The sequence below is a fragment of the Aeromicrobium sp. JJY06 genome, assembly GCF_044069275.1.
GTDB classification, from domain to species: Bacteria; Actinomycetota; Actinomycetes; order Propionibacteriales; family Nocardioidaceae; genus Aeromicrobium; species Aeromicrobium tamlense.
Genome location: NZ_JBIMRD010000002.1, coordinates 694,919 through 720,214, shown reverse-complemented (window position 1 = coordinate 720,214; position 25,296 = coordinate 694,919). Strand labels below are relative to the sequence as shown.

The following is a 25,296-nucleotide window of genomic DNA, read 5'->3' as shown; positions in this document are numbered from 1 at the left end:
TCAGCGCCGGCCCGCCAGGTAGCGGCCCAGCCAGTCCTGCTTCAGCTCGGCGAAGTCGCCGTTCTCGATGGCCGCGCGCATCGCGTCGACGAGCCGCACGAAGAACCGCTCGTTGTGGATCGAGCACAGCGTCGCGGCGTTGTACTCGTTCGCCTTGAACAGGTGGTGCAGGTACGCCTTCGTGTAGTGCGTGCAGGTGTAGCAGTCGCAGCCGTCCTCGATGGGCCCGAAGTCGCGGCGCGAGGCCGCCACCATGAGGTTGTAGCGACCAGTGGCGCTGTAGACGCGCGACGAGCGCGCCACCCGGGTGGGCGTGACGCAGTCGAAGGTGTCGCAGCCGGCCTCGACGCCCTCGAAGAGGTCCTCGGGCTCGCCGATGCCGAGCAGGTGCCGCGGGCGGTCGTCGGGCAGCTCGTCGGTCACCCAGCGCACGATCGTGCCGAGGCTCTCCTTCTCGATCGCGCCGCCGACGCCGTAGCCGTCGAAGGCCAGCTCGGCCAGGCCGCGGGCCGCGCGGCGCCGCAGGTCCTCGTGCTGGGCGCCCTGCACGACGCCGTAGAGCGCCTGGCGCGGACGGTCGGGGTGCAGCGCGCGCAGCCGCTCGATCTCGTCGAGGCAGCGCCGCGCCCACGCCTGCGTGCGCGCGAGCGACTCCTCCTGGTACTCGCGGGAGTTCATCAGCGTGGTCAGCTCGTCGAACGCGAAGATGACGTCCGCGCCGAGCTGGTGCTGGATGCCCATCGAGACCTCGGGCGTGAAGCGGTGCCTCGAGCCGTCGAGGTGGCTCTTGAACGTGACGCCGTCGTCGTCCACGTGGGCGAGGCGGTCCTTGCCGGGGGCGATGACGTCGTCGGCCTCGGTGCCCACCGCGTCCATCGCGAGGGTCTTCTTGAAGCCGGCGCCCAGGCTCAGCACCTGGAAGCCACCCGAGTCGGTGAAGGTGGGACCGCGCCAGTTCATGAAGGCCCCGAGCCCACCGGCGTCCTCGACGATGTCGGCGCCGGGCTGCAGGTACAGGTGGTACGCGTTGGCCAGCACGGCCTGCCCGCCCAGCTCGGAGATCGACTCGGGCAGCACGGCCTTGACCGTGGCCTTCGTGCCCACGGGGACGAAGGCGGGGGTCCGGATCGAGCCGTGCGGGGTCTCGATGGTGCCCGATCTTCCGGGGGCGTCCGGCAGGGTGCTTCCGACGGTGAACACGGCCCCATCCAAACAGACGGGGCCGTGCTCGCGGTCAGTCGGCGGGGCGGTCGACCAGCTCGACGCGCGTGGCGTCGCGCGCGCTGGAGCCCATCGCGGCGGCGAGGCGGTGGTGCACCGCGCCCTCGCGGTGACGACTCTGCCGGTCGAGCGACAGGCCGAGCGCGGTCTGCGCCCAGGCGCTCGTGGGCTCGAGATCGACCAGCGTGCGGAACGCCTCCTCGGCCGGGCCCAGGTGGGCGGCGGCGAAGTGCGCACGTCCCAGCAGCTCCCACACGGCGGCATTGCGCGGCTCGGCCTCGGTGAGCGGCCGCAGCACGCGGGCGGCCTCACGCGGGAAGCGCGAGTCCAGCAGCTCCTCGGCGTAGCGGAACGCCGCCAAGGGCTCCATCGCCTCGATCTTCTCGTCGGTCAGCGTGGGCTTCATCCAGATGGTCATTCCGCTCTCCTCTCGTCACCGCTTCCAACGGCGGGAGGGTGCGGAATGTTCCCGGCTACTCCTGGGCCCCGGCCGTGGGCTCCGGCGTGGGCTCGACGGTGGGCGCGGTGGTCGGATCCGGCACCTGCGGCGCGGGCGCGGGTGCGGTCGTCGGGGCCGTCGTGGGCGCCGTCGTCGGAGCCGTGGTGGGGTCGGCGGTCGGGTCCGCGGTGGGCCGCGTCGACTCCGAGGGCGCCGGTTCGTCGTTCGACTCGCCGCCGCTGCCGCGGTCCTGCCACGGGCGGCTGATCGTGGGGTTGTCGGCCTTGCCGAACGAGGACCCGGTGGCCAGCTCGTACCCGCCGATGACCAGCAGCGCCGTGCCCAGGCCCAGCGCGGTCCAGGTCAGGACGCGCTTCCACGAGAAGGCTCGCTCGGAGTCCTCGACGGCCACGGTCGACTCGTGCTCGGTGACGAGGATCTCGCCCTCGTCGACTCCCTCCACCTCGCCGGCGGGCGCCGCGCGCGAGACCACGGTGCCGCTCTCGGTGATGAACGTCGTGCCGCGGTCGAGGCCGCGCACGTAGAGGGCGCTGGCGATCGACGCCACGAGGCTGCCGACCGCCGCGCCGATGATCGTGCCGGCCACGCCGAGGTACGACGCGACCCACGCAGAGGTCATCGCGGCGAGTGCACCGGCCACCAGTTGGAGCCAGGACAGACCGGTGGCAGGACCTTTGCGGGACATGACGTCGAGCCTAACGAACGGCTGAGCGCCGCCGTAGTGACTCGAGTCTCAGGCCAGAGCCTGCTCCAGGTCCTCCAGGAGGTCCTCGACGTCCTCGATCCCGACCGACAGGCGGACCAGGTCCTCGGGCACCTCGAGCTGCGACCCGGCCGTGGAGGCGTGGGTCATCGCACCGGGGTGCTCGATGAGCGACTCGACGCCGCCGAGGCTCTCGGCGAGCGTGAACACCTTCGTCCGCGAGCACAGGTCGAGCGCGGCCTCGCGACCGCCGGCCAGGCGCAGCGAGATCATGCCGCCGAAGCGGCGCATCTGGCGCGCGGCCACCTCGTGACCAGGGTGGTCGGGCAGGCCGGGGTAGCTCACGTGGCTGACGGCGTCGTGGTCGACGAGCATCCGCGCGATCGCCTCGGCGTTGTCGCAGTGGCGGTCCATGCGGACGGCGAGGGTCTTGATCCCGCGCATCGTCAGGTAGGCGTCGAACGGACCGGGCACGCCGCCCGCGCCGTTCTGCAGGAACGCGAACGCCTCGTCGAGCTCGGCGTCCGACGTGACCAGCGCGCCACCGACGACGTCACTGTGACCGCCCAGGTACTTCGTGGACGAGTGCAGCACGATGTCGGCGCCGAGGGCCAGCGGCTGCTGGAGGTACGGCGAGGCGAACGTGCTGTCGACGAGCAGCCGGGCGCCGGCGTCGCGCGCGATCGCCGAGACGGCCTCGATGTCGGCCACGTTCAGCAGCGGGTTCGTGGGCGTCTCGAGCCAGACCAGCTTCGTGCGATCGGTGATCGCCGCGGCGATGGCCTCGGGGTCGTTGACCGGCGCCGGCGTGTGCTCGATGCCCCAGTGCGAGAACACCTTGTCGATGAGCCGGAACGTGCCGCCGTACGCGTCGTCGGGGATCACGAGGTGGTCGCCCGGACGCAGGATCGCACGCAGGGCCGTGTCGGTGGCCGCCATGCCGGACGAGAACGCCCGGCCGTACGTCCCTCCCTCGAGCGCGGCGAGGTTGGCCTCGAGCGCCCGACGGGTGGGGTTGCCGGTGCGGGCGTACTCGAAGCCCTCGCGCATCCCGCCGACGCCGTCCTGCGCGAACGTGGAGCTGGCGTAGATCGGGATGTTGACCGCGCCGGTGCGCGGGTCCGGGTCCTGGCCGGCGTGGATCGCGCGGGTGGAGAAGCCGCCGCCGTTCTCGCTCATACGTGCACTCCCAACAGGTCGTGGCGGGTGAGGACGCCGAGTGGCTTGCCCTCGTCGACGACCATCAGCGCGTCGCTGCCCTTGAACGCGTCGAGGGCGGCGGCGAGGTCCTCGCCGGAGCCGATGATCGGCAGCGGCGGCTCCATGTGCTGGGCGACCGCGTCGGTCAGCTGGGCGCGGCCCTCGAAGACGGCGCTGACGAGCTCGCGCTCGCTCACGCTGCCGGCGACCTCGCCGATCACGACCGGCGGCTCGGGACCGACGACCGGCATCTGCGAGACGTTGTACTCGCGCAGGATCTCGATCGCGTCGCGCACCGTCTCGGACGGGTGCGTGTGCACCAGGGCCGGCATCGCGCCGCTCTTGCGACGCAGGATGTCGCTCACGTGCAGGTCGGCGGCGTGGCCGTCGAGCGGCGTCCGCAGGAAGCCGTAGGACGCCATCCAGTCGTCGTTGAAGATCTTCGACAGGTAGCCGCGGCCGCCGTCGGGCAGCAGCACGACGACGAGGTCGTCGGGGCCGAGTCGCTCGGCCACGCGCACGGCGGCGACGACCGCCATGCCGCACGAGCCGCCGACGAGCAGGCCCTCCTCGCGGGCGAGGCGGCGGGTCATGTCGAACGAGTCGGCGTCCGAGACGGCGATGATCTCGTCGGGGATCGCGGGGTCGTAGGCCGAGGGCCAGAAGTCCTCGCCGACGCCCTCGACGAGGTACGGGCGACCCGAGCCACCGGAGTAGACCGAGCCCTCGGGGTCGGCGCCGATGACCTTGAGGTCGGGGTTCTGCTGCTTGAGGTAGCGACCGGCTCCCGTGATGGTGCCGCCGGTGCCGACGCCCGCGACGAAGTGCGTGACGCGACCGTCGGTGTCACGCCAGATCTCCGGGCCCGTCGTCTCGAAGTGGCTGGCGGGACCGGCCGGGTTCGAGTACTGGTCGGGCTTCCAGGCGTTCGGGGTCTCGCGCACGAGCCGGTCGGAGACGTTGTAGTAGGAGTCCGGGTGGTCCGGCGGGACCGCCGTGGGGCACACCACGACCTGCGCGCCGTACGCCTTGAGCGTGTTGCGCTTGTCCTCGCTGACCTTGTCGGGGCACACGAAGATGCACGAGTAGCCGCGCTGCTGCGCGACGAGCGCGAGGCCGACCCCCGTGTTGCCCGAGGTGGGCTCGACGATGGTGCCGCCCGGCTTGAGCGCACCGGACGCCTCGGCCTCGTCGACCATCTTGACCGCGATGCGGTCCTTGGCGCTGCCTCCGGGGTTCAGATACTCGAGCTTGGCCACGACGGTGGCCGCGCCTTCGGGTACGACGGAGTTCAGCCGGACTAGGGGAGTGTCGCCGATGAGGTCGACCACGTGGTTCGCGATGGCCATGACCCCATCATCGCACCGTGTGTCACACGCGTCCGATCAGGACCTGAGCGGGCGCCCGTTCGCGTCCTTGGAGTCCGACACGAGGATCAGGATCCCGTCGATGAACGGCCACAGCGCACCGATGCCGCAGGTGACGAGGGTGACCACCAGCTGGGCGACGCCCATGCTCGTGTGTCCGGTGTAGAACCGGCCGATCCCCAGCGGGATGATCAGCTGGAGCAGGCCCGCGACGATCTTGGACTTGTCCGAGAACGGGATGCCGGTCTTCGGGTCGATCCCGTACGGCGCCCCCGGGACGCCCCAGCCCGGACCCTGCCCCGGAGGGGGCGGGGGCGGGAAGGACGCACCCGGAGGCGGCGGCGGAGGCGGGGGAGGCGGGGGCTGTGCCCCGCCGAACCGCACCGTCGGATCGTGGTCGCCCGCGTGCGGATCGGGATCCGGCTGCGGGTCGTTCGGCGGGGTCGTCATGACCCGAACGCTACCGCGCGATCAGACGATCGCGCCCTCGTCCGGCATGCCGCGCCCGTCGACGATGTGGGCGTACGGATCGACCTTGTTCCGCGGGTCCTTGTCCGGGTTGTACGGCCAGCGCTCCTCCAGCAGCAGGCCGAGCGTGGCCGCCGTGAACACGGTGGAGAAGTGGCCGAACAGCAGGCCCAACAGCACCGCGATCGAGAAGTCGCGCAGCGAATCGCCGCCGAGGAACATGAGCGCCGCGAGGATGAACGTGGCACCCATGGCGGTGTTGATCGTTCGTGGCAGCGTCGACAGGATCGCCTCGTTGACCATCTCGCGCAACGGGATGTCCCGGGTGCGCGTGCGTTCTCGGATGCGGTCGAGGACGACGATCGAGTCGTTGACCGCCAGGCCGATGATGGACAGGATCGCGGCGAGGAACACGCCGTCGATCGGCTTGCCCCACCAGGCGAACACGCCGACCACGGCCAGCACGACCGACGCCATCGAGACGATGGCGGCCGCGGCCCAGGTCCAGCGGAAGCGCCAGGCGAGGTAGGCCATCTGGGCCGCCACCGCGATGAGGAACGCCAGGATCGCCTTGTTGCGCAGCTCCTTGCCGAGCGTGGGGTCGATCGTGTCGGAGCGGACCTGGACGGTCTCGCCGCCGACCTCGGCGATCGAGGCACGGACCTGCTCGGCCTGGTCCTCGTCGATGTTGGGCAGGCGCACCGAGATGTTCTCGCCGCCGTCGCCCGAGGACGACTGGACCACGGCCTCGGGGAAGCCGGCGTCCGCGACCGCCTCGCGGGCCTGGTCAGGAGTGATCTCCTCGGCGGTCGTGTACTCGATCTGGCGACCGCCGGCGAACTCGACGCCGAGGTCGAGGCCGCGCACCACGATGCCACCGATGGCGACCGCGGCCACGGCCAGCGAGACCGCGACCCACATGCCCGCGCGACGCACGAGGTAGGGGCCGTGGTCGTTCAGCCAGCGACGCACGCTGGAGATGCCGGCGATGCCGCTGACCTGCGGGTGCTGGCGCACCCAGCCGCGCTTGACCAGCCACTCGGTCAGCCAGCGGGCCACGACGAGCGCGGAGAACATCGAGGCGATGACGCCGATGGTCAGCGTGATGCCGAAGCCCTTGACCGGTCCGGCGGACAGGAAGAACAGGAGCAGCGCCGCGAGGACGGTGGTGACGTTGGAGTCGATGATCGCGGACCAGGCCTTGGAGAAGCCGGTGGTCAGGGCCGAGAGCAGACCGGCCTTCGGATTCTCGTGATACTCCTCGCGCGCTCGTTCGTAGACCAGGACGTTGGCGTCGATGGCCAGACCGATCGCGAGCACGAAGCCGGCGAGGCCGGGCAGGGTCAGGGTGGCGCCCAGCAGGACCAGTGCGCCGTAGGAGATGAGGGCGTAGACGCACAGGGCGATCGTGGCCATCACGCCGGTGAGGCGGTAGATGAAGATGATGAAGAGGCCGGTGAGGGCCAGACCGATGATCGAGGCCTGGATGGAGGCGTCGATGGCTGCGGCGCCGAGCGTCGGGCCGACGGTGCGCTGGTCGATGATCTCGACCGGCACGGGCAGCGCGCCGCCCTTGATCAGCGCGGCGAGGTCCTCGGCGCTGGCCTGCGTGAAGTCGCCGGTGATGCTGGTGGAGCTGCCGCCGCCGGACTGGCACAGCTCGGGGACGATGCCGGGCGAGGAGATGACCTCGTTGTCCAGGATGATCGCGATGCGGTTGCCCGCGGCGGTGTTCTGGCAGGCCGAGGTGACCAGGTCGCGCCACGGCCCGCGGCCGGTGCCGTTGAACTCCACGTTGACGACCCAGTCGCCCAGGCCCTGCTGGGGGAGCGCGGCGTTGGCGTCGCTGATGCCGTTGCCGTCGAACGCGACGGGGCCCAGGAGCAGGCTCTGGCCGGACTCGTCGGGCAGGACGACCTCGCCCTTCGCGGGCTTGGTGCTCTCGTCGGCCGGAGCCTTGACCTCACGGAACTCCAGGCTGGCCGTCTGGCCGATGACCTCGGCGGCCTTCTTCGGGTCCTGGACGTTGGGGAGCTCGACGATGATCCGCTTGTCGCCCGAGCGCGCGAGCGTGGGCTCGGAGACGCCGAGGGCGTCGACGCGGCCGCGCAGGACCTCGAGGGCCCGGTCGGTGGACTCGGCGTCGGCCGTGACGCGATCGGTGGACTTCGTCTCGAGGGTGAGCTGCGTGCCGCCGCGCAGGTCGAGGCCCAGGTTGGGCTTCATGGTGAACGCGACGGCGATCGACCCGACGATGACGGCGAGGCAGATCAGCCCGCGCCAGAAGTTGGTCTTGGAGCGCATGGGTGACTTTCGATGGGGGCCGCGGGGCGCGGCGAGGAAGAACAGGGGTGGCGGGACGGACCGGGGATCCGGTCAGGCCAGCGGCGGGGCGCGGCCGGCGGGCGCCGGGACGGCCCGACCCACCTGCGCGACGACGAGTGCCACGGCCAGGGCCACGAGGCCGGCCGCCGTGAGGGTCAGCGCGGCGTCGATCGTGCCCGCGGGCAGGTCGACGGAGATCGCGTGATCGTCGGAGGTCGCCTTCGCGACCGTGACCCGGGGCTGCGCGGGACCGTCCTGGCCGGCCGACATCGTCGTGCCGCTGGCCCGACGGTCCGAGCCGGAGAAGCCGGCGACGGCACCCAGTCCCAGCATGCCGGCGAGCAGCACGGCGGCCAGGGCCGCGACGAGACGTCGCGCGGCGTGGGTGGTCCGGATCACCCGGCGAGTGTAACCGTCCTACGGTGGGGGCGTGAGCACTCGACACGTCCTGGGCACGAGCGGCATCGAGGTCGGACCGGTGGGGATCGGCTGCAACGCGTTCGGAGCGCGCATCGACGGCGACCAGGTGGCCGCCGTCGTCGACGCGGCCTTCGAGCACGGGGTGCGATTCTTCGACACGGCCGACACCTACTCCCTCGGCGAGAGCGAGACGCTCCTGGGCGCCGCGCTGCGCGGCCGGCGCGACGACGTGGTGATCGCGACGAAGTTCGGCATGGACATGCAGGGACGCAACGGCGACGACGGCGGACGCCGCGGCAGCGCGGCCTACGTGCGCCGCGCGGCCGAGGCGAGCCTGCGGCGGCTCGGCACCGACGTCATCGACCTCTACCAGCTGCACACGCCCGATCCGGGCACGCCGGTCGAGGAGACCCTCGGCGCGATGACCGAGCTCGTCGACGAGGGCAAGGTCCGCGCGATCGGCTGCTCGAACTTCACGGCCTGGCAGCTCGTCGACGCCGACTGGGTGTCGCGCACGGCCGACCTCGCGCACTTCGTGACGGCGCAGAACGAGTACTCGCTCTACAACCCGGCGGCCGAGGTCGAGCTGGTCCCGGCGTGCGTCGAGCTGGAGGTGGGGATCCTGCCGTACTTCCCGCTCGCCTACGGGCTGCTGACGGGCAAGTACTCGCGCGACGCCGAGCCCGAGGCGGGCACCCGCCTCGCAGGTCAGCGGGCGCGCTGGGAGGGCGCGGACTGGGAGCGGATCGACGCGCTCCAGGCGTTCGCCGACGAGCGCGGGATCAGCCTGCTCGAGCTCGCGATGGGCGGGCTCGCGTCGCGTCCCGCGGTGGCCTCGGTGATCGCGGGCGTCTCGCGCCCGGAGCAGGTGGCCGCGAACGCGCAGGCGGCGCAGTGGACCCCCACGGCGCAGGACTCCGAGGGGCTCGACGAGCTGATGGCGCCCGCGCACTCGTACACGACGTTCGCGCCCCGCTGAGGGCGTGGAGGGGGAGGGGCGCGCCGGGTCGGGAGCGCCTCACGGCGCGTGGCCGCTCGTAGCGGCTGATGTTGGGACCCGGGGCTACCTCGACCCGGCGCGGGAACCAGCCTAGACGACCGGGCCCAAACTCAGTGCAGCTCTCCGTGTCGCTCGGCCTCGGCCGCGGCGCGCAGGTGGCGCGCCGTGTCGACGAGGCGCGCGGCACTGGCCGGATCGCTGTCGTCGATCTGTCCGCGGCCCACGCCGACGATGTGCGCGAAGGCCGCGGCCCGGTCGAGGGCGACGTCGAAGTCGGCCGTGACGATGCCCCGCACGACGGTGTCCGCGAGCTCGATGACCTCGTTCGGCCCGGGCGGGTCGACGACTCCGGCCAGGACCTCCTGCACCGGCGCGTAGGCGCGTCCGGCCGCGAACTCGCGCGACGCCTGCACGGGGTTGTTGCGCACCCACGTGCGCAGGACGTAGAGCCGCCACAGGGCGCCCGCCACGGTCTCGGGCGGCGCCTTGGACCACAGCTCGGCGATGACGCCCATGCCCTCGGAGTCGGCCAGGTGCAGGACGCGGTCGATCAGGTCACGATCGCTCGGGTCGTGCGCGCCGCGCACCAGCAGGTTCGCGATGCGATGGCCCGCCGCCGTGCGCTCGGCCGGGTCGTCCCGGTCGGGCACCGCGTCGAACAGGGCGGCACCGGGCAACGACGGCTTGTGGAAGTCGGCCATGCGTTCGAGCGTAGACCCGCGGCGGTGAGGTGACGCGCAGGTTCGTTCGGATGCGGCTCAGGGGTCGACGAGCGCCGCGGCGATGGGCGCCGCGACCAGCTCGATCTGCCAGTTCCGGCTGCCGCGCTCGCGCAGCTCGGCCGCGATCGACTCGGGATCGAGGTCGGCCGGCGGCTGCCAGGCGAGGCCGCGGACGAGGGCGGGCCCCACGAGGTTCTCGGCCGGCAGGTTGTGCTCCTCGGCGATGCCGGCGACCACGGCGCGCACCCGCACGAGGCGGGCCGCGGCGACGGGGTCCTTGTCTGCCCAGGCGCGCGGGGGCGGCGGGCCCTCGGAGCGCTGGCCCGAGGTGGGCAGCTCGTCCTCGGGCAGGCCGAGCGCCGACTCGATCGCCGTGAACCAGTCGTCGAGGAACCGGCGCGGGCCGCGGCGACGCATCGTGGGGTCGTCCTTCAGCGCCGAGAGGCTGGTCGGCGCCTGCGTGGCGAGCGCGACGATCGACGCGTCGGGCAGGATCCGCCCGGGGGTGACGTCGCGGTCGGCGGCGATGGCGTCGCGGGCGTGCCACAGCGCGCGCACGATGGCCAGCGACCGGCGGCTGCGGATCTTGTGGATGCTCGAGGTGCGCCGCCACGGGTCCTTGCGCTCCGGCGGGCCGGTGAACGACAGCAGGGCGTCGAACTCCTCGCGCGCCCAGCCGTCCTTGCCGGCGGCCACCAGGTCGGCCAGCACGAGCTCGCGCAGCTCGAGCAGGACCTCGACGTCGAGGGCCGCGTACTCCAGCCACGGCTCGGGCAGGGGCCGCGTGGACCAGTCGGCCGCCGAGAACTCCTTGGCCAGGCTCATCCCGAGGTAGTGCTCGACGAGGGCCGCCAGGCCGACGCGCGGCAGGTTGAGCAGGCGCCCGGCGAGCTCGGTGTCGAACAGCGACGCGGGGCGCAGGCCGACCTCGGCCAGGCAGGGCAGGTCCTGGGTGGCGGCGTGCAGGATCCACTCGGCGTCGCCGAAGGCCAGGCCGAGCTCGGTGAGGTCGGGGAAGGCGATGGGGTCGATCAGCCACGAGCCGGAGCCCTCGCGACGCACCTGCACGAGGTACGCGCGCTGGGAGTAGCGGTAGCCGGACGCGCGCTCGGCGTCGAGGGCGATCGGGCCCTCGCCCAGCGAGATCTCGGCGCACGCGCGCGCCAGGGCGTCCTCGGTGTCGACGACCGGGGTCAGCGGCTCGCGGAGGCCGAGGCGGGGGAGGACGGGCTCGGGCGCCTCGTCGGGGATGATCTCTTCCGGTTCGTTCGTCAACGGGCCGAGCGCCTACGCGTGAGGGGGACGACGCCGGGCGCCATCGGGGGGAGGCCGGCCAGCTTGCCGAGCAGCTCCATCCACGCCGCGGCGTGCGGCTCGAGGTCACCGTGCGGCGTCCACGAGGCCCGGACCTCGATCTGGGCGTCGGTCTCGTCGTCGGCCATCGCGCCGAACCCCTCGGAGCGGACCACGGTGATGCTGCCGGCCGGGTTCGCGTGCTCGGCACCGGCGCCGTCGAGCGCATCGGTCAGCCAGCTCCAGCCGACCTGCGTGATGAGCGGGTCGGAGGCCATCTCCTGCTCGATGTCGGCCCGGGCGAACGTGACGCAGCGGAACGTGCCGTCCCAGGCCTCGTTGCCGGCCGGGTCGTGCAGCAGGATGAAGCGACCGGTGCCGAGGTCGGCGCCGGCGACGACGACGTCGGCGGTCATGGCGTGCGCGAAGGGCGCGATCCGCTGCGGGGCCGGCATCTCGCCGATCTCGAGCTCGGGGCGCGCGACGGCACGCTTGACCTCCTCGACAGCCCGCGTGAACGGTGCCGGGATGCCTTCAAGCTTGGTTCGGGCGCCCACACCGTGATCTTAGGCACGGATCGCGGGGGCCGGGGGCTCGACACGCAGGGCGTGACAGACTCGGGACGTGACCACCGACGCTCGCACCACCCCCCTCGACGATGCCATCACGAGCCCGTTCCTGCGGGCCTGCCGGGGTCTGGAGCCCTCGCACACGCCGGTGTGGTTCATGCGTCAGGCCGGTCGGTCCCTGCCGGAGTACCTCGCGATCCGCGAGGGCGTGCCGATGCTGGAGTCGTGCTTCCGCACCGACATGGTCGTCGAGATCACGATGCAGCCGGTCCGCCGTCACGGCGTGGACGCGGCGATCTTCTTCTCCGACATCGTGGTGCCGCTGAAGGCGATCGGCGTCGACCTGGACATCGTGCCGGGCACCGGGCCGGTCGTGGCCGAGCCGATCCGCTCGGCCGAGCAGGTGGGCGCGCTGCGCGACCTCGAGCCCGACGACGTCACCTCGATCACCGATGCCGTGCGCGGCCTCGTGCAGGAGCTCGACGGCACGCCGCTCATCGGCTTCGCGGGCGCGCCGTTCACGCTCGCGTCCTACCTCGTCGAGGGCGGACCGTCGCGCGACCACCGCCGTACGAAGGAGCTGATGTACGGCAGCCCCGACCTGTGGCACGCGCTGCTGGGGCGGATCGCGGCGATCGCGGGCCAGTTCCTGCGGCTGCAGGTCGAGGCCGGGGCCTCGGCGATCCAGCTGTTCGACTCGTGGGCGGGCGCGCTGTCGCCGGCGGACTACGACACCTACGTGCGGCCGCACTCGACCGCCGTGCTCGAGTCGGTGGCCGACCTCGATGTGCCGCGCATCCACTTCGGCGTCGGCACGGGCGAGCTGCTGTCGCGGATGGGCGACGCCGGTGCCGACGTCGTGGGCGTCGACTGGCGCGTGCCGCTGGCCGACGCGATCGGCCGGGTCGGCCCGAGGGCGGTGCAGGGCAACCTCGACCCCACGCTGCTCTTCGCCCCCACGGAGGTCGTCCACGCACGGGCCGCCGAGGTCATCGAGGCCGGACGCGCCGCGCGCGGCCACGTGTTCAACCTCGGCCACGGCGTGCTGCCCGCCACCGACCCCGACGCGCTGACGCGCCTGGTCGACTTCGTCCACTCCTACGAGCCGGAGGCCTGACGTGCGGGTCGCCGTCGTCGGCGGCGGGATCGCCGGGCTGTCCGCCGCGTTCCACCTCGCGGCCGCGGGCGTCGAGCCTGTCGTGCTCGAGGGCTCGCCCGAGATCGGCGGCAAGCTGCGCCAGGCGCGACTGGGCGACCTCACCGTGGACGTCGGGGCAGAGGCGATGCTGGCGCGGCGGCCCGAGGCGCTCGAGCTGGTCGCCGCGGCAGGCCTGTCCGGCGACGTCGTCGCGCCCGAGCCGATCCCGTCGATGGTGTGGAGTCACGGCGCGCTCCGGCCGCTGCCGCCCACGATCATGGGCGTGCCGACCGACCTGTCCGCGTTGGAGGCGTCCGGGATCCTCACCGATCCGGTGACGTCGGTGGCGGTGCCCGTGCCCGACGAGGACGTCTCCGTGGCGCAGTTCGTCGGCGACCGGCTGGGCCGCGACGTCGTCGACCGCCTCGTCGAGCCGCTGCTCGGCGGTGTGTACGCCGGTCACGCCGAGCGCCTCTCGCTGCGGGCTGCGGCGCCGGTGATCTCCGAGCTCGGTCCCGACCTGCTGGCTGGTGCCGCCGAGCGTGCTGCCCTGCCGAAGGCCTCGGGCCCGGCGCTGGTGGGCGTGCGCGGGGGAGTCGGGCGCGTGCCAGGAGCGGTCGTCGAGACCGGCGGCTTCGAGGTGCGCACCGGAGCCACCGTCCGCTCGGTCCGTCGCGACGGTGACGGCTGGGAGCTCGTGGTCGGGCCCACGACCGCTGCCGTCCGCGAGCGCTTCGACGCCGTCGTGATGGCCACGCCCGCGCCGGCTGCCGCGCGACTGCTGGCCGAGGCCGCGCCCCGGGCCGCGTTCGCGCTGGCGGGCGTCGACTACGCCTCGATGGTGGTGGTGTCGCTGCTGCTCGAGGGCGCCGAGCTGCCCGCGGGCACCGGCTTCCTCGTGCCGCCGGTCGAGCCGCTGGAGATCAAGGCGGCCACGTTCTCGTCGCGCAAGTGGGCCTGGCTGGCCGAGGAGACCGGCGGCGCCACGGTGCTGCGCGCCTCGATCGGCCGCGCCGGCGACACCGCCGTGCTCCAGCGCGATGACCCCGCGCTCGTGGACCTCGCCGTCACCGATCTGCGGTCCGTGCTGGCGTCGGCCGGCTCGCTCGGCACGGTGTCCGCGTCGGCGGTCCAGCGGTGGGGCGGTGGCCTCCCGCAGTACGAGGTCGGGCACCGCGAGCTCGTTCGCACCGTGCTCGACGACGTCGCGACCGTGCCGGGTCTCGAGGTGTGCGGCGCGGCCTACGAGGGCGTCGGGATCGCCGCGGTGGTGGCTTCGGGGAGGGCTGCTGCCGAGCGAACCATGGCCGGGTGAGAATGGACGTATGAGTTCGCACGAGGTCGACCCCGAACAGATCAACTCCACCATCCGGTACGCGATGTACTCGGTGTTCCGGGTCGAGCGTCCACTCGGCGACGGTGACCGGGCCGCGATGGCGGCCGAGGTCGACGCGCTGTTCGACAAGCTCGACGACGTGGTCGTGCGCGGCACCTACGACCTGAGTGGCATGCGCGCCGAGGCCGACCTGATGATCTGGTGGCACGCGGCCACGGCCGACGCGTTGCAGGACGCCTACAACGCCTTCCGCCGCACCGAGCTGGGCTCGCACCTGGCGCCCGTGTGGTCGAACGCGGGCCTGCACCGTCCGGCGGAGTTCAACCGTTCGCACGTCCCCAACTTCCTCGCCGACGAGAACACCCTGAAGTACATCTGCGTGTACCCGTTCGTCCGCTCGTACGAGTGGTACCTGCTGCCGGACGACGAGCGCCGCCACCTGCTGCGCGAGCACGGCGAGGCCGCCCGCGACTACGCCGACGTCCGCGCGAACACGATCGCCTCGTTCGCTCTGGGCGACTACGAGTGGCTGCTGGCCTTCGAGGCCGACGAGCTGCACCGCATCGTCGACCTCATGCGCGAGCTGCGCGCCACCGGCGCCCGCAACCACGTGCGCGAGGAGCTGCCCTTCTACACCGGCCGCGCCCTCTCGCTCCCCGAGCTCACCCAGCTCTGGCCCTGACCGCCGCGCCGCGGTCACGCGGTCCCCGCGCGCGAGATGTGTAGCGGTATCCACCCTTTTTCGGGCCTGACGGCCTGAAAGGCGTGGATGCCGCTACACATCTTTCGCTAGCGGGTGAGGACGGGTCTGGCTTCGCGGATGCGCAGGGTCGTGGCGGGGCCGGTGGCGGTGATGGTGGTGTCGAGCTGCTGCCAGTCGCCGTCGTCGATGCGGTAGGTCACGCGGTAGGTGACGTCGACGCGTGCGCTGGCTCGCCCTGGCTCGCGGTAGCGGTGGACGATGTCGAGGGCGGGGTAGGGGCGGCCCGGGCTGCTGGTGGTCTGGGTGGTGCCGTCGCCGTGGTGCCAGGTGTAGCCGGCGGGCGTGGCGCGCAGGTCGACGGTGGAGTCGAGGATGTCGACTGATCGTTCGAACGGCGTGGCGCTGGTGTGGAAGATCGTCTCGAGGTTCACGAGCGTCGACCCCGCGGGCTGGACCGCCACCTGGAGCCGGGGGAGCCCGACGCGCTCGATCGCCTCGACGACGTCGCCGGGCCTGACCTCGCGCTCCGGCCCCTCGGTCGGGTCCGCCGGCTCGGGCCGGGTGATGCAGTCATCGTTAGGGAACGGTGCCTCGGGACGGCAGTAGAACGGATCGGGGACGTGCTCGGTCGGCGGGGCCGAGATGGGCTGGCCTGGATCTCCGACTCGGACGGGTGCTGGATCCTCAGGAACGCGCGTCTCGCGGTCTCGCACGACGACGCCAGGCTTGAACTCGTCGTCCGTAACGTCCGGACTACTCGCGAGAAGAGACGCAAGTACAAGGGTCGTGGCGATCATCCGACATCCCCGATGCCGAACTGCGTGATCGTCCATCCGTCGATGTACAGGAGCGCAAAGCTAACTCGGTCTTTGGACTCGGGAACTTGCTTTTCCTCAACGTCCGCGCTTCGGCGGTTGATACCAGCAGTTACCCGAACGGTGGTGGTGGCGAAGGACTCATCGTCCCGGTTTCGGTCGAATCTCAGATCCATCGGACCTGCAGTCCAGTCACGTCCTTTGAGGTATCCGCCCGACGCGTAGGTATCACCGAACAGCTCGATGTAGTCCTGACACCCGCCGCAATCCGGATCCGATAAGCGGTTGAGCTCGCTGACGTCTCCGGTCTTCGATGCGAAGTCCATCACGCCGACGTAGTGGCGGACGAACGTCGCCGCGCCGTTGGGCGTGAACTCCTTCGCCACGTCCGGCATGGGCGGGAGCGTGGCGTCCGGGTTTGCCGGAGTGGTCGCCGTCGTGCTGGGTTCGGGTGGCGGCGGGTCGTCCCCGCCGCAGGCGCTCAGTGTGAGCGCGAGTGTCGCCATGACGGCAGACGTGACCAGCCGCATCGTTCCCCCTGACTCGATGGTGTGAACCCGAGTTGCAGGAACCCTAGCGACCAGGCGAGCTCCGCGGGAGCCTCCGTCTCAGCCCTGTGGACGACCGATCCGACGACCCCAGAAAATGTGTAGCGGTATCCACCGGAATTCCGGCCGATGGGCCGGAAAAGGGTGGATACCGCTACAGATCTCGCGCGCCGGAGGCGCGAAGCCCAGGTCAGTCGGCCTGGAGGTCCAGGGCGATGCCGTTGATGCAGTACCGCAGGTCGGTCGGCGTGGCGAAGCCCTCGCCGGCGAAGACGTGGCCGAGGTGGGAGCCGCAGTTGGCGCAGCGGACCTCGGTGCGCTTCATGCCGAGCGTGGAGTCCTCGATGTACTCGACGCGGTCCTCGGCCAGGGGGGAGTAGAACGACGGCCAGCCGCACTGGGCGTCGAACTTGGTCTCGCTGCGGAACAGCTCGGCTCCGCAGCCGCGACAGCGGTACACGCCGACCGTGGGGTCGTGCTCGTAGTCGCTGCTGAAGGGTCGCTCGGTTCCGGCCTGGCGCAGCACGTGGTACTCGGCGGCGCTGAGGTCCTCGCGCCACTGGTCGTCGCTGCGGTCGACCGCGTAGGTCTTGTCGGTGGGGTTGCTCACATCTCCGCCTGTTCGTCGAAGGTCAGGTGTTCCAACAGGTGCAACGTCGGGACGTCCAGTTTTCTTCTCGCGCGCGACGTCCAGTCGAGGTGAAGGAACTCACGCACGACGTGCGGCTCGGTGAGGATGATGACCTCGTCGCAGGACTGCTCCTTCACGAGGTCGACCAGCGCGTCGATCGGGTCGTACTCCACGAGCTTCGTGGTGACCTTCTGCCCGCGCTCGACGAGCAGGGCCGCGGACGCGTCGAGCTCCTGCTGACCGTCCGCGCGCAGCTCGTCCTCGATGCGCGTGTAGGAGGCGGGCTCCTCGAGCGGGACGAACTGGGCCCCGCCGAACGCCGTCATGGACGCGCTCAGTGCCGCCGGGGACGAGTCCACGGGCAGCAGCATGTGATAGGTGACCTCGTCGTCGACACCCTCGTGCAGGGCGAGGATCTGGTCGGCGTCGAGGTCGATGAGCTGGCGCTCCACCAGCAGGGCCACGTTGTACATGTCCCCAGCCTAGGCCGCGCGCCGATCACGGACCCAGCGTGTGAGCAGCACGCCGTCGTCGTCGATCGCATGACCCAGCCGCATCGGCAGCTCCACGGGTCGCGCGCCCTCGGTCATCCGCTTCGCGGCGCCTCCGAGGAGGTGCGGCGACACGGTCAGGCAGACCTCGTCGACGAGGTCGAGGTCGACCAGCGTCCCGTGCAGGTCGGGCCCGCCCTCGCACAGGATCCGGTCGAGGCCGCGGGCGGCGAACGCGTCGAGCACGGCCGGCCAGTCGACCTCGTGCTCGCCCGCGACGATCACCTCGACGGACTGCGACAGCTCCTGCCGCCGCTCGGCGTCGGAGGCGGCCGGCGTGATCACCATGAGCCCGGGCGTCAGGAGCGACTCCGGGATGTCGAGGTGGCGGGTGACGACGGCCAGCTGCGGCACGCGGGGACGGTCCTGGCGCAGCGTCTCGTGGATGGCGTCCGCGCCGATCGGGCGGTAGCCCTCGGCCCGCGCGGTGCCCGCGCCCACGACCACGACGTCGGCGAGGCTGCGCAGCACCTGGAACAGCCGGGCGTCCTGCTCGCCGCCGAGCGTGCCCGAGAGGCCCTGCGAGTTCTGCACCCCGCCGTCGACCGAGGCGACGAAGTTCGTGCGCAGCCACGGCTTGTGGGACTCGGGGTAGGCGTACAGGTCGGCGAGGTCATCCAGATCCGGCATGGCTCCACCGTAGGGCGACCTGAGGCATACTGCCGAGATGACGGACCTGCGCTCGACCCTCGCGACCACCGGACCGATCGACCTGGCCGCGCACCCCTCCGACGCGACCCCCGGATTCACGGGGACGAAGCGCGACGCGAAGCGCCTGCTGCCCGAGATCGGCGAGCGGCTGATGGACCTGCAGGAGCTGCTGTTCGCCAACGGTCGCGCGGGCACCACCGACCGGAAGGTGCTCCTGCTGCTGCAGGGCATGGACACGTCCGGCAAGGGCGGCACGCTGCGCCACGTCGCCGGTCTCGTCGACCCGCAGGGCCTGGCGATCACCGCGTTCAAGGCCCCCACCGACGAGGAGCGCGAGCACGACTTCCTCTGGCGGATCGGCCGGCGACTGCCCGAGCCCGGCATGATCGGCGTCTTCGACCGCTCGCAGTACGAGGACGTCCTGATCGGTCGCGTGCGCGAGCTCGCCCCGGCCGACGAGATCGAGCAGCGGTACGAGCAGATCAACGCGTTCGAGCGCGAGTTCACCGGCGGCGGGGGAGTCCTGCTGAAGTGCTTCCTGCACATCAGCCCCGCCGACCAGCGCGAGCGCCTCGCCGAGCGGCTCGAGGACCCCACGAAGTTCTGGAAGTACAACCCCGCCGACCTCGACGAGCGCAGCCTGTGGCCTCAGTACCAGCAGGCCTACGAGATCGTCCTCGAGCGCTGCTCCACCGAGTACGCCCCGTGGCACGTCGTCCCCGCCGGCCGCAAGTGGTACCGCAACTGGGCGATCGCCACGATGCTCGGCGAGACGCTGGCCGAGCTCGGCCTCGACTGGCCGGCCGCCGACTTCGACGTGGAGGAGCAGAAGAGGCGCCTGGCCACGATGTGACCCGACGCCTCCCTCCGCCCTCGGGCGGTTGCTCTCAGACGTCGGCGAAGAGCGCGTCCATCGGGACCAGGTCCACCGCGCCCACGGCGTAGCGGGCCAGGATCACCTCGGCGACCTCGTCGGCGACACCGAGCGGCTCGGCGACCGCCACGGCGCCGGCCTCGAGCGCGAGCTCCCTGGCGCGGTCGGGCAGGACGCCCGGCGCCAGGAACAGCATGCCCACGGCGATGTGACGTCGACCGTCCGCGCGGTGCGCGCGCACGGCCTCGCTGGCCGCCGGCGGGACGCTCGAGGCGAACGCGGCGATCGTGGGCAGCTTGTGGTGCGCACCCCACGCGCGGGCGGCGCGGGAGATCATCGCGTTGGCCATCGGGTCGGACGAGCCGGCGCCGGTCAGCACGAGCGCGTCGAGCTCACGCACGCGGTTCTCGCGCAGCGCCTCGCGCAGGCGACGGTCGAGGACGTTGAGGAACGTGCCCTCGATGCCCAGGACCTTCGTCACCTCGATGCGGACGTCGTGCTTCGCCGAGGCGGCCTTCGCGACCTCCGGGACGTCGACCTTGGCGTGGTACGCCTCGGTCAGCAGCAGCGGCACGACGACGATCTCGCCGAAGCCCTCCGCGGCCAACTGCTCGACGACCTCGTCGAAGCTCGGGCCGCACAGGTCCAGGAACGCCGTCTCCACGCGCAGGTCGGGGCGCATGCACGCCACCACCTCCGTGAGGGCGTTGATGGTCTCGGCCGATCGCGGATCGCGGCTGCCATGGGCCAGGGCGATCAGTGCGGGTGCGGTCATCGTGCATTCCTCCCTTCCTGCGGTGCTGTGCTGGTGATGTCGGTGCGGGCCAGGTGGCCCAGGAACTTGAGTCGGAACGCGCGCAGACAGCTGCGGCACTCCCACTCGCCGTGCGTCTCGCCGTGAGGACGCAGGTCCTCGTCGGCGCAGTACGGGCACGAATAGGGGACGAGGCGTTCACTCATCGCGACACCGCCTCGAAGAAGCAACGGTCCGGCGATGTCGCGACTCGTGATGCTGAACGGTTCGCTCGCTGGCGCTCGCTCATCGCAAGACCTCCTCGTCGGCCCGGGCGACCCACGCGGCGAAGGACTCGCCGTCCTCGCGGTTCGCCAGGTAGGTGCGCGAGAGCTTCTCGACGTAGTCGGGCAGCTCGTCGCCGGTGACCTTGTGGGCGCGCAGCTTGCGGCCGAACCCGGCGTCGAGGCCGAGCGCGCCGCCGAGGTGGACCTGGAAGCCCTCGACCTGCTGGCCGTCCTCGTTCAGGACGAGCTGGCCCTTGAGGCCGATGTCGGCGGTCTGGATCCGTGCGCAGGAGTTCGGGCAGCCGTTGACGTTGACCGTGATCGGCGTGTCGAGCTCGGGGACGCGCTGCTCCAGCTCGTCGATGAGCGCCGCGGCGCGGTCCTTGGTGTTGACGATCGCGAGCTTGCAGTACTCGATGCCGGTGCAGGCCATCGTGTGCTGGCGCCACTGCGACGGACGCGCGTGCAGGCCGAGCTCGGCGAGCGCCGCGACGAGCGACTCGACGCGGTCCTCCTCGACGTCGAGGACGACGATCTTCTGCATCGGCGTCAGCGCGACGCGGGCGGAGCCATGGGCCTCGACGACGTCGGCGAGCCGCTGGAGCAGCGGACCGGAGATGCGTCCCACCGTGGTGGCGGCGCCGACGTAGAAGCGTCCGTCGACCTGGCGGTGCACGCCCACGTGGTCGACCGGGGTGTCGGGGACCGGGGGAGCGTCCAGGTCGACCAGCGGGCGCTCGAGGTACTTCGTCTCGAGGACCTCGCGGAACTTCTCGATGCCCCAGTCCTGGACGAGGAACTTCAGTCGGGCACGCGAGCGCAGCCGGCGGTAGCCGTAGTCGCGGAAGATGCTGACGACGCCCTCCCACACCTCGGGAACCTCGTCGAGCGGCACCCACGCGCCCAGGCGCAGGGCCAGGTGCGGGTTGGTGGACAGGCCGCCGCCGACCCAGACGTCGAAGCCGGGCCCGTGCTCGGGGTGGACCGCGCCGACGAACGCGACGTCGTTGATCTGCGGGACGACGTCGTGGCCGGGGTGGCCGCTGATCGCGGTCTTGAACTTGCGGGGCAGGTTCGAGAAGGCCTGGTCGCCGATGTAGCGGCTCTCGATCGCGTCGATCGCGGGACGGCCGTCGATCAGCTCGTCGGCCGAGACGCCGGCGACCGGGCTGCCCATGATGACGCGGGGGCAGTCGCCGCAGGCCTCCTGGGTGGACAGGCCGACCGACTCGAGTCGCTGCCAGATCGTGGGGACGTCGCGGACGTCGATCCAGTGGAACTGGATGTTCTGGCGGTCGGTGACGTCGGCCGAGCCGCGGCCGAAGTCGACCGAGACGTCGGCGATCGCGCGCAGCTGCTCGAGCGAGAGCTGACCGCCGTCGATGCGCACGCGCATCATGAAGTAGGAGTCGTCGAGCTCCTCGGGCTCGAGCGTGGCGGTCTTGCCGCCGTCGATGCCGGCCTTGCGCTGGGTGTAGAGGCCCCACCAGCGGAACCGGCCGCGCAGGTCGCCGCCGTCGATGCTCTCGAAGCCCCGGTGCGCGTAGATGTTCTCGATGCGGGCGCGCACGTTGAGCGGGTTGTCGTCCTTCTTGGACTGCTCGTTGGCGTTGAGGGGCTCGCGGTAGCCCAGGGCCCACTGGCCCTCGCCCTTACGGCGGCGGGGACGTGCGGGTGCTGCGGGGGAGGAGGACATCGTTGCTCTCTGTCGCGGTGCGGGTGCGCGGGCGTCGTCGCCTCGGCGCTGAGGACTGCGGGGTGGGGCAGATCAACGACACATCATGGAGCGCGCACGACCGAGGTCGACGTGGAGTCGTTCCACGAGCCAGGTGGTCTGTGCGGCGAGCATGCAGACAGTCTGTCCAGTGAGACGGTGGTCCAACAAACGGACGTCTCAAATGATGGAACCATTGTCCGTATGGCGAGACTCGCGAAAGCGAAGCGCCGAATTTCCAGGCTGAATTGATGTCGCGATTCAGCCGAGCCTGCGCGTGACGCACGTCTCACTCCAGCCCACGGTACCGCGAGGCGGGCGCAAGGTGCTGAGCGAACATTGCACGGGTGCTATGGACAGGCATAGCACGCGTGCGATACGGTCCCGGCATGCGAGGACCGATCGAGCACGACGACTTCTACGAGGGCATCGCCCGGCAGGTGGTCGAGCAGCGCACCGTGCGCCGCCTGTCCCAGCGCGAGCTGGCCGACCTGTGCGGCACCACCCAGTCGGCGATCGCCCGCTTCGAGACCGGCTCACGGCCGCCGAAGCTCGACACCCTGCTGCGGATCGCCGCGGCCCTCGACTGCGAGCTGGACGTCACGTTCCGCCCGCGCACCCGTCCCATGAAGGAGTCCCGATGAGCACCCGCGTCAACACCGAGGAGATCGAGTCCACGCGCAGCGAGCGGCTGCTGGCGGTCCTGCTCGCGGCCTTCCTGCTGGTCGGCACGGTGTGGTTCTACGTGAAGGTCCCGGCGTGGGTCGACGACGCGATGCCGTCGGTCGACGACTCCGCGGTGGTCCGGGCCGAGGACCGGCAGCAGGAGACGGCCGACGCCCGCTGGGACGCCGAGACCGCCCGCGACGAGGCGCTCGTCCAGCTCGACCTCGAGCGTGAGGAGTACAAGGTCGCCCTGCAGGAAGGTGAGGGCGTGCAGGCCGCGCGTGCCGAGTACGAGCAGGCCCAGGGCGAGTACGAGCGCGCTGACGCCGCCCTGACGACGGCCACCGAGCAGGCGAGCACGGCCGAGAAGGCCGCCGTCGAGGCACGCGAGGACTACGACCGGGAGAACCGCTCCGGGCTCAAGGCGTGGCTGGTCGCGGGCATCCGCCTCGCGTTCGTCGCGGCCTGGACCGTCGGCGCCTACCAGCTGATGGCGCGGCTGCGGCGGCGCGACTCGCGCTATCTCACCCTGGCGTTCGCGGGCGCCGCCGTCGGCGCGGTGATGGCGCTGGTCTTCGCGATCGACTACGTCACCGACTACATCGACCCGCTCGATCTCGGGCCGTTCGTGCTGTCGGCCCTCGGCGTCGCGGCCACGGTGGTGGCGTTCCGTGTCCTGCAGAGGTACCTCGCGGCGCGGCTGCCCGGGCGGCGGGTGCGCAAGGGGGAGTGCCCGTTCTGCGGCTTCCCGCACCAGGACGCCGGGATGCCGGGCGCCCACTGTGCCGGCTGCGGCCGCGAGGTCGTGGGCGAGTGCTCCACGTGCGGGGCACCCCGCCGCGTCGGCTCGCCGCACTGCGTGTCGTGCGGGGCCGCCTGATCAGGCCAGGCGGCTCACGGTGACCCACGCGGAGGCGCCGGACAGGACCTCCAGCTCGGCAGGCGTCAGCTCGATCGCCGAGTCGGCGCTGCCGGCGGCGGGGAACACCGTGTCGAAGCGCTTCAACGACGTGTCGAGGAACACGGTGGCGCTCTCGGGGTTCGCGAACGGGCAGACGCCGCCCACGGGGTGACCCGTGAGCGCCTCGACCTCGTCGGCCTTGAGCATCGTGGCCTTGCGGCCGAAGCGGGCCTTGAACGCGGCGTTGTCGGTGCGGGCGTCCCCGGCCATCACGACCAGGATGCAGGTCTCGGGGGAGTCGCCGCGGAAGGACAGGGTCTTGGCGATCCGGGCCGGCTCGACGCCGAACGCCGCGGCGGCCTCGGCCACGGTGGCACTGGATCCGTCGGTGCGGCGGATGTCGCCGCCGCGGCCGTGCTCGCTCAGGAACTCCTGCACGCTCTCGATCGACATGGGTCGATCCTGCCCGACGGCGTCAGACGCGGGGGAAGCGGTCGGCGAGGTCGGAGTTCTGCAGGACCTGGTCGCGCAGGAAGCGGCTGCCGTCGTTGTTGGGGTGGATGCCGTCGGGTGCCTGGGCCAGGGTCAGGGACTCGGTGTCCACCCACGAGAAGCCGTAGCGCTCGGCCGCGGCCTGCACGATCGGGCGGATGATGCGGCCCTTACGCGCTTTCGTGGTGCCCCAGGGCGTCATGACGTAGACCTCGGCGCGGGGATGACCGAGCTCGTCCCAGACGCCGGCGAGCTCGGCGAAGAAGCCGTCGGTCGCCCGCTCGATCTCGGTGCGGGTGGCCTCCACGACGCGACCGTCGCGCGTGCAGCGGCGCCAGTCGTTGCGGCCGCCCTCGATCATGAGGATGCGCGGGTCGACGGCGCGCACCGTGTCGAGGCGGGCCTTGAAGCGGGTGTGCGCGCAGCTGCTGCTGCGCGAGAGGAAGCCGGTGCCGCCCATCGCGTCGAGCTGCGGCTCGAGGCCCAGGTCGGTGGCGAGCATGGCCCACCAGCCGGGATAGCGGCTGTGGCGGTCGCCGTAGTAGGAGGAGTACGAGTCGCCGATGACGAGCATCGTCTCGGGCTGCGCCGGCACGGAGACCGGGGCGACTGTCGGGCTGGCCGCGGGCGTCGTGGACGGCGAGGCCGCTCCGGCGCCGGTGACGAGGGCGATCAGGGTGCCGGCGATGGCCAGGGCCACGAGTCCGAGGCGCCGCCAGGGCAAGTGAGCACGGCTCGTCACGCCGGTTCCTCCGAGGGTTCGTTACTGCTGAGTCAGTAGAAGATAGCGCGCCCGCCGCGTCCGATCGTGCCTCGGCACGCGGGAGTGAGACGGCGTGTCGTCACTGGGGGGCCGGATCCGCGACGAGGTCGCGAAAGGGCCCCGGAGATTGTCACATGCCGGGGGCCCCGCCCCCGAATCGCGACGGGGTCAGTGCCAGCTGAACCGTTGCACCAGCACGTCGACCCGCGTGAGCCGTGACAGCGCCGTGAGGAGACCGAAGCCGAGCAGCGCTCCCGCGACGTTGAAGAGGAGGTCGTTCACGTCGGCGACGTGGCCGCCGTGGAAGAGGTGCGCCGCGACGTACTGGGACACCTCGATCGCGAGGCTGAACGCCGCTCCCACGACCAGGACGCGCCGCCAGGACGCACCCGCCACGAGCAGCGGGACGAGCACCCCGACCGGCAGGAACACGACGATGTTCATCACCGCGTCGGCGAGCTCGTAGTCCACGAGGGGCACGGTGGACAGCGACGCGTGCCAGGGGCGGTCGCCGCCGGGCATGTCCAGGTAGATCGGGAACACGGTGTTCGCCACGACTCCGGCGGCGTAGACGCAGAGCACGAGCGCGACCGACGCCCGCGGCGCCGTGAGCTGCTCCCGACGGTGCAGGACCCACAGCAGGACGAGGAGGACGACAGCCGCGAGGGGCACGACCACGGGCAGCACGGGGACCTCGCCGAACACTCGGTGTCGCTCCTCCCGTGGGGACCAGCCCTGAACATGC

28 protein-coding genes are annotated in these 25,296 nt (G+C 71.7%); 8 read left to right on the top strand and 20 right to left on the bottom strand.

What is annotated here, in order from left to right; genetic code table 11:
• Together tgt and ACGWYL_RS15055 are read right to left on the bottom strand one after the other, a co-directional pair.
• Nucleotides 1–1,200, bottom strand: a complete 1,200-nt coding sequence (tgt, locus tag ACGWYL_RS15060) for a tRNA guanosine(34) transglycosylase Tgt (RefSeq protein ID WP_395487585.1) — start codon at nucleotides 1,198–1,200, stop codon at nucleotides 1–3.
• 34 nt (nucleotides 1,201–1,234) lie between these two features.
• Nucleotides 1,235–1,639, bottom strand: a complete 405-nt coding sequence (locus ACGWYL_RS15055) for a tetratricopeptide repeat protein (RefSeq protein ID WP_179424183.1) — start codon at nucleotides 1,637–1,639, stop codon at nucleotides 1,235–1,237.
• A gap of 38 nt (nucleotides 1,640–1,677) precedes the next feature.
• Here ACGWYL_RS15055 and ACGWYL_RS15050 point away from each other — a divergent pair, with 38 nt between their 5' ends.
• Nucleotides 1,678–2,205 (top strand): glycine zipper domain-containing protein, encoded by a 528-nt coding sequence (locus tag ACGWYL_RS15050; protein ID WP_395487584.1) that lies wholly within the window; start codon nucleotides 1,678–1,680, stop codon nucleotides 2,203–2,205.
• 209 nt (nucleotides 2,206–2,414) lie between these two features.
• On the opposite strand, the gene ACGWYL_RS15045 is transcribed toward ACGWYL_RS15050, so the two are convergent.
• The 5 genes from ACGWYL_RS15045 to ACGWYL_RS15025 form a co-directional block, all read right to left on the bottom strand.
• The gene (locus ACGWYL_RS15045; protein WP_179424185.1) at nucleotides 2,415–3,563 is read right to left on the bottom strand and encodes a cystathionine gamma-synthase; all 1,149 of its coding nucleotides are present in this window, start codon (nucleotides 3,561–3,563) and stop codon (nucleotides 2,415–2,417) included.
• Nucleotides 3,560–4,933, bottom strand: a complete 1,374-nt coding sequence (locus ACGWYL_RS15040) for a cystathionine beta-synthase (RefSeq protein ID WP_179424186.1) — start codon at nucleotides 4,931–4,933, stop codon at nucleotides 3,560–3,562. The genes ACGWYL_RS15045 and ACGWYL_RS15040 overlap by 4 nt, the downstream gene beginning before the upstream one ends.
• Nucleotides 4,934–4,969: 36 nt before the next feature.
• Nucleotides 4,970–5,401 carry a TM2 domain-containing protein gene (locus ACGWYL_RS15035; protein ID WP_179424187.1) on the bottom strand — a complete coding sequence of 144 codons (432 nt, stop codon included), beginning with the start codon at nucleotides 5,399–5,401 and terminating at the stop codon, nucleotides 4,970–4,972.
• Nucleotides 5,402–5,422: 21 nt separating this feature from the next.
• Nucleotides 5,423–7,723 carry a protein translocase subunit SecD gene (gene secD, locus ACGWYL_RS15030; RefSeq protein ID WP_179424188.1) on the bottom strand — a complete coding sequence of 767 codons (2,301 nt, stop codon included), beginning with the start codon at nucleotides 7,721–7,723 and terminating at the stop codon, nucleotides 5,423–5,425.
• 72 nt (nucleotides 7,724–7,795) lie between these two features.
• Entirely contained in the window at nucleotides 7,796–8,143 is a 348-nt protein-coding gene (locus ACGWYL_RS15025) for a hypothetical protein (protein ID WP_179424189.1), read from the bottom strand.
• Nucleotides 8,144–8,174: 31 nt separating this feature from the next.
• Here ACGWYL_RS15025 and ACGWYL_RS15020 point away from each other — a divergent pair, with 31 nt between their 5' ends.
• Nucleotides 8,175–9,143 carry an aldo/keto reductase gene (locus tag ACGWYL_RS15020; protein WP_395487583.1) on the top strand — a complete coding sequence of 323 codons (969 nt, stop codon included), beginning with the start codon at nucleotides 8,175–8,177 and terminating at the stop codon, nucleotides 9,141–9,143.
• Nucleotides 9,144–9,274: 131 nt separating this feature from the next.
• Here ACGWYL_RS15020 and ACGWYL_RS15015 read toward each other — a convergent pair whose 3' ends face one another.
• The 3 genes from ACGWYL_RS15015 to ACGWYL_RS15005 are packed head-to-tail and all read right to left on the bottom strand — an operon-like array spanning nucleotide 9,275 to nucleotide 11,736.
• Nucleotides 9,275–9,865 (bottom strand): hypothetical protein, encoded by a 591-nt coding sequence (locus ACGWYL_RS15015; protein ID WP_179424190.1) that lies wholly within the window; start codon nucleotides 9,863–9,865, stop codon nucleotides 9,275–9,277.
• A 57-nt stretch (nucleotides 9,866–9,922) separates the two neighbouring features.
• Nucleotides 9,923–11,161, bottom strand: a complete 1,239-nt coding sequence (locus tag ACGWYL_RS15010) for an HRDC domain-containing protein (protein WP_179424191.1) — start codon at nucleotides 11,159–11,161, stop codon at nucleotides 9,923–9,925.
• Nucleotides 11,158–11,736 carry a DUF3000 domain-containing protein gene (locus ACGWYL_RS15005; RefSeq protein WP_179424192.1) on the bottom strand — a complete coding sequence of 193 codons (579 nt, stop codon included), beginning with the start codon at nucleotides 11,734–11,736 and terminating at the stop codon, nucleotides 11,158–11,160. The genes ACGWYL_RS15010 and ACGWYL_RS15005 overlap by 4 nt, the downstream gene beginning before the upstream one ends.
• A 67-nt stretch (nucleotides 11,737–11,803) precedes the next feature.
• Here ACGWYL_RS15005 and hemE point away from each other — a divergent pair, with 67 nt between their 5' ends.
• Genes hemE through hemQ form a run of 3 tightly spaced genes read left to right on the top strand, consistent with a single transcriptional unit; the run spans nucleotide 11,804 to nucleotide 14,904 of the window.
• Nucleotides 11,804–12,865 (top strand): uroporphyrinogen decarboxylase, encoded by a 1,062-nt coding sequence (hemE, locus tag ACGWYL_RS15000; RefSeq protein WP_395487582.1) that lies wholly within the window; start codon nucleotides 11,804–11,806, stop codon nucleotides 12,863–12,865.
• 1 nt (nucleotide 12,866) lies between these two features.
• Nucleotides 12,867–14,201, top strand: a complete 1,335-nt coding sequence (gene hemG / locus ACGWYL_RS14995; RefSeq protein WP_395487581.1) for a protoporphyrinogen oxidase — start codon at nucleotides 12,867–12,869, stop codon at nucleotides 14,199–14,201.
• Between the two features lie 10 nt (nucleotides 14,202–14,211).
• Entirely contained in the window at nucleotides 14,212–14,904 is a 693-nt protein-coding gene (gene hemQ, locus ACGWYL_RS14990; RefSeq protein ID WP_179424195.1) for a hydrogen peroxide-dependent heme synthase, read from the top strand.
• Nucleotides 14,905–15,011: 107 nt separating this feature from the next.
• Here the strand turns inward: hemQ and ACGWYL_RS14985 are convergent, their stop codons facing one another.
• From ACGWYL_RS14985 to ACGWYL_RS14965, 5 genes are all read right to left on the bottom strand, one after another.
• On the bottom strand, nucleotides 15,012–15,722 hold the full coding sequence (locus tag ACGWYL_RS14985) for a hypothetical protein (RefSeq protein ID WP_395487580.1): 711 nt from the start codon (nucleotides 15,720–15,722) through the stop codon (nucleotides 15,012–15,014).
• Entirely contained in the window at nucleotides 15,719–16,270 is a 552-nt protein-coding gene (locus ACGWYL_RS14980) for a DUF6318 family protein (protein WP_395487579.1), read from the bottom strand. The genes ACGWYL_RS14985 and ACGWYL_RS14980 overlap by 4 nt, the downstream gene beginning before the upstream one ends.
• A gap of 208 nt (nucleotides 16,271–16,478) precedes the next feature.
• On the bottom strand, nucleotides 16,479–16,898 hold the full coding sequence (gene msrB / locus ACGWYL_RS14975) for a peptide-methionine (R)-S-oxide reductase MsrB (protein WP_179424198.1): 420 nt from the start codon (nucleotides 16,896–16,898) through the stop codon (nucleotides 16,479–16,481).
• Nucleotides 16,895–17,392, bottom strand: a complete 498-nt coding sequence (locus tag ACGWYL_RS14970) for a universal stress protein (RefSeq protein WP_179424199.1) — start codon at nucleotides 17,390–17,392, stop codon at nucleotides 16,895–16,897. The genes msrB and ACGWYL_RS14970 overlap by 4 nt, the downstream gene beginning before the upstream one ends.
• A 9-nt stretch (nucleotides 17,393–17,401) precedes the next feature.
• On the bottom strand, nucleotides 17,402–18,100 hold the full coding sequence (locus tag ACGWYL_RS14965; RefSeq protein ID WP_395487578.1) for a pyrimidine reductase family protein: 699 nt from the start codon (nucleotides 18,098–18,100) through the stop codon (nucleotides 17,402–17,404).
• Nucleotides 18,101–18,137: 37 nt separating this feature from the next.
• Between ACGWYL_RS14965 and ACGWYL_RS14960 the strand changes: the two genes are divergently transcribed.
• The gene (locus ACGWYL_RS14960; RefSeq protein WP_395487577.1) at nucleotides 18,138–18,974 is read left to right on the top strand and encodes a PPK2 family polyphosphate kinase; all 837 of its coding nucleotides are present in this window, start codon (nucleotides 18,138–18,140) and stop codon (nucleotides 18,972–18,974) included.
• A 34-nt stretch (nucleotides 18,975–19,008) separates the two neighbouring features.
• On the opposite strand, the gene ACGWYL_RS14955 is transcribed toward ACGWYL_RS14960, so the two are convergent.
• Nucleotides 19,009–19,770: a sirohydrochlorin chelatase gene (locus tag ACGWYL_RS14955; RefSeq protein WP_179424202.1), complete on the bottom strand. Its 762-nt coding sequence runs from the start codon at nucleotides 19,768–19,770 to the stop codon at nucleotides 19,009–19,011.
• Between the two features lie 264 nt (nucleotides 19,771–20,034).
• Nucleotides 20,035–21,711 (bottom strand): nitrite/sulfite reductase, encoded by a 1,677-nt coding sequence (locus ACGWYL_RS14950; protein ID WP_395487576.1) that lies wholly within the window; start codon nucleotides 21,709–21,711, stop codon nucleotides 20,035–20,037.
• Nucleotides 21,712–22,118: 407 nt separating this feature from the next.
• On the opposite strand from ACGWYL_RS14950, the gene ACGWYL_RS14945 reads away from it, so the two are divergent.
• Together ACGWYL_RS14945 and ACGWYL_RS14940 are read left to right on the top strand one after the other, a co-directional pair.
• Nucleotides 22,119–22,373, top strand: a complete 255-nt coding sequence (locus tag ACGWYL_RS14945; protein ID WP_179424205.1) for a helix-turn-helix domain-containing protein — start codon at nucleotides 22,119–22,121, stop codon at nucleotides 22,371–22,373.
• Nucleotides 22,370–23,275, top strand: coding sequence for a hypothetical protein (locus tag ACGWYL_RS14940; RefSeq protein ID WP_269302480.1), 906 nt, complete (start codon nucleotides 22,370–22,372; stop codon nucleotides 23,273–23,275). The genes ACGWYL_RS14945 and ACGWYL_RS14940 overlap by 4 nt, the downstream gene beginning before the upstream one ends.
• On the opposite strand, the gene ACGWYL_RS14935 is transcribed toward ACGWYL_RS14940, so the two are convergent.
• From ACGWYL_RS14935 to ACGWYL_RS14925, 3 genes are all read right to left on the bottom strand, one after another.
• Nucleotides 23,276–23,749: a YbaK/EbsC family protein gene (locus tag ACGWYL_RS14935; RefSeq protein WP_269302478.1), complete on the bottom strand. Its 474-nt coding sequence runs from the start codon at nucleotides 23,747–23,749 to the stop codon at nucleotides 23,276–23,278. It lies immediately after the preceding gene.
• A 22-nt stretch (nucleotides 23,750–23,771) separates the two neighbouring features.
• Nucleotides 23,772–24,530, bottom strand: a complete 759-nt coding sequence (locus tag ACGWYL_RS14930) for an SGNH/GDSL hydrolase family protein (protein WP_395487575.1) — start codon at nucleotides 24,528–24,530, stop codon at nucleotides 23,772–23,774.
• A 189-nt stretch (nucleotides 24,531–24,719) separates the two neighbouring features.
• On the bottom strand, nucleotides 24,720–25,256 hold the full coding sequence (locus ACGWYL_RS14925) for a VanZ family protein (protein ID WP_179424209.1): 537 nt from the start codon (nucleotides 25,254–25,256) through the stop codon (nucleotides 24,720–24,722).
• Nucleotides 25,257–25,296 lie beyond the last annotated feature (40 nt).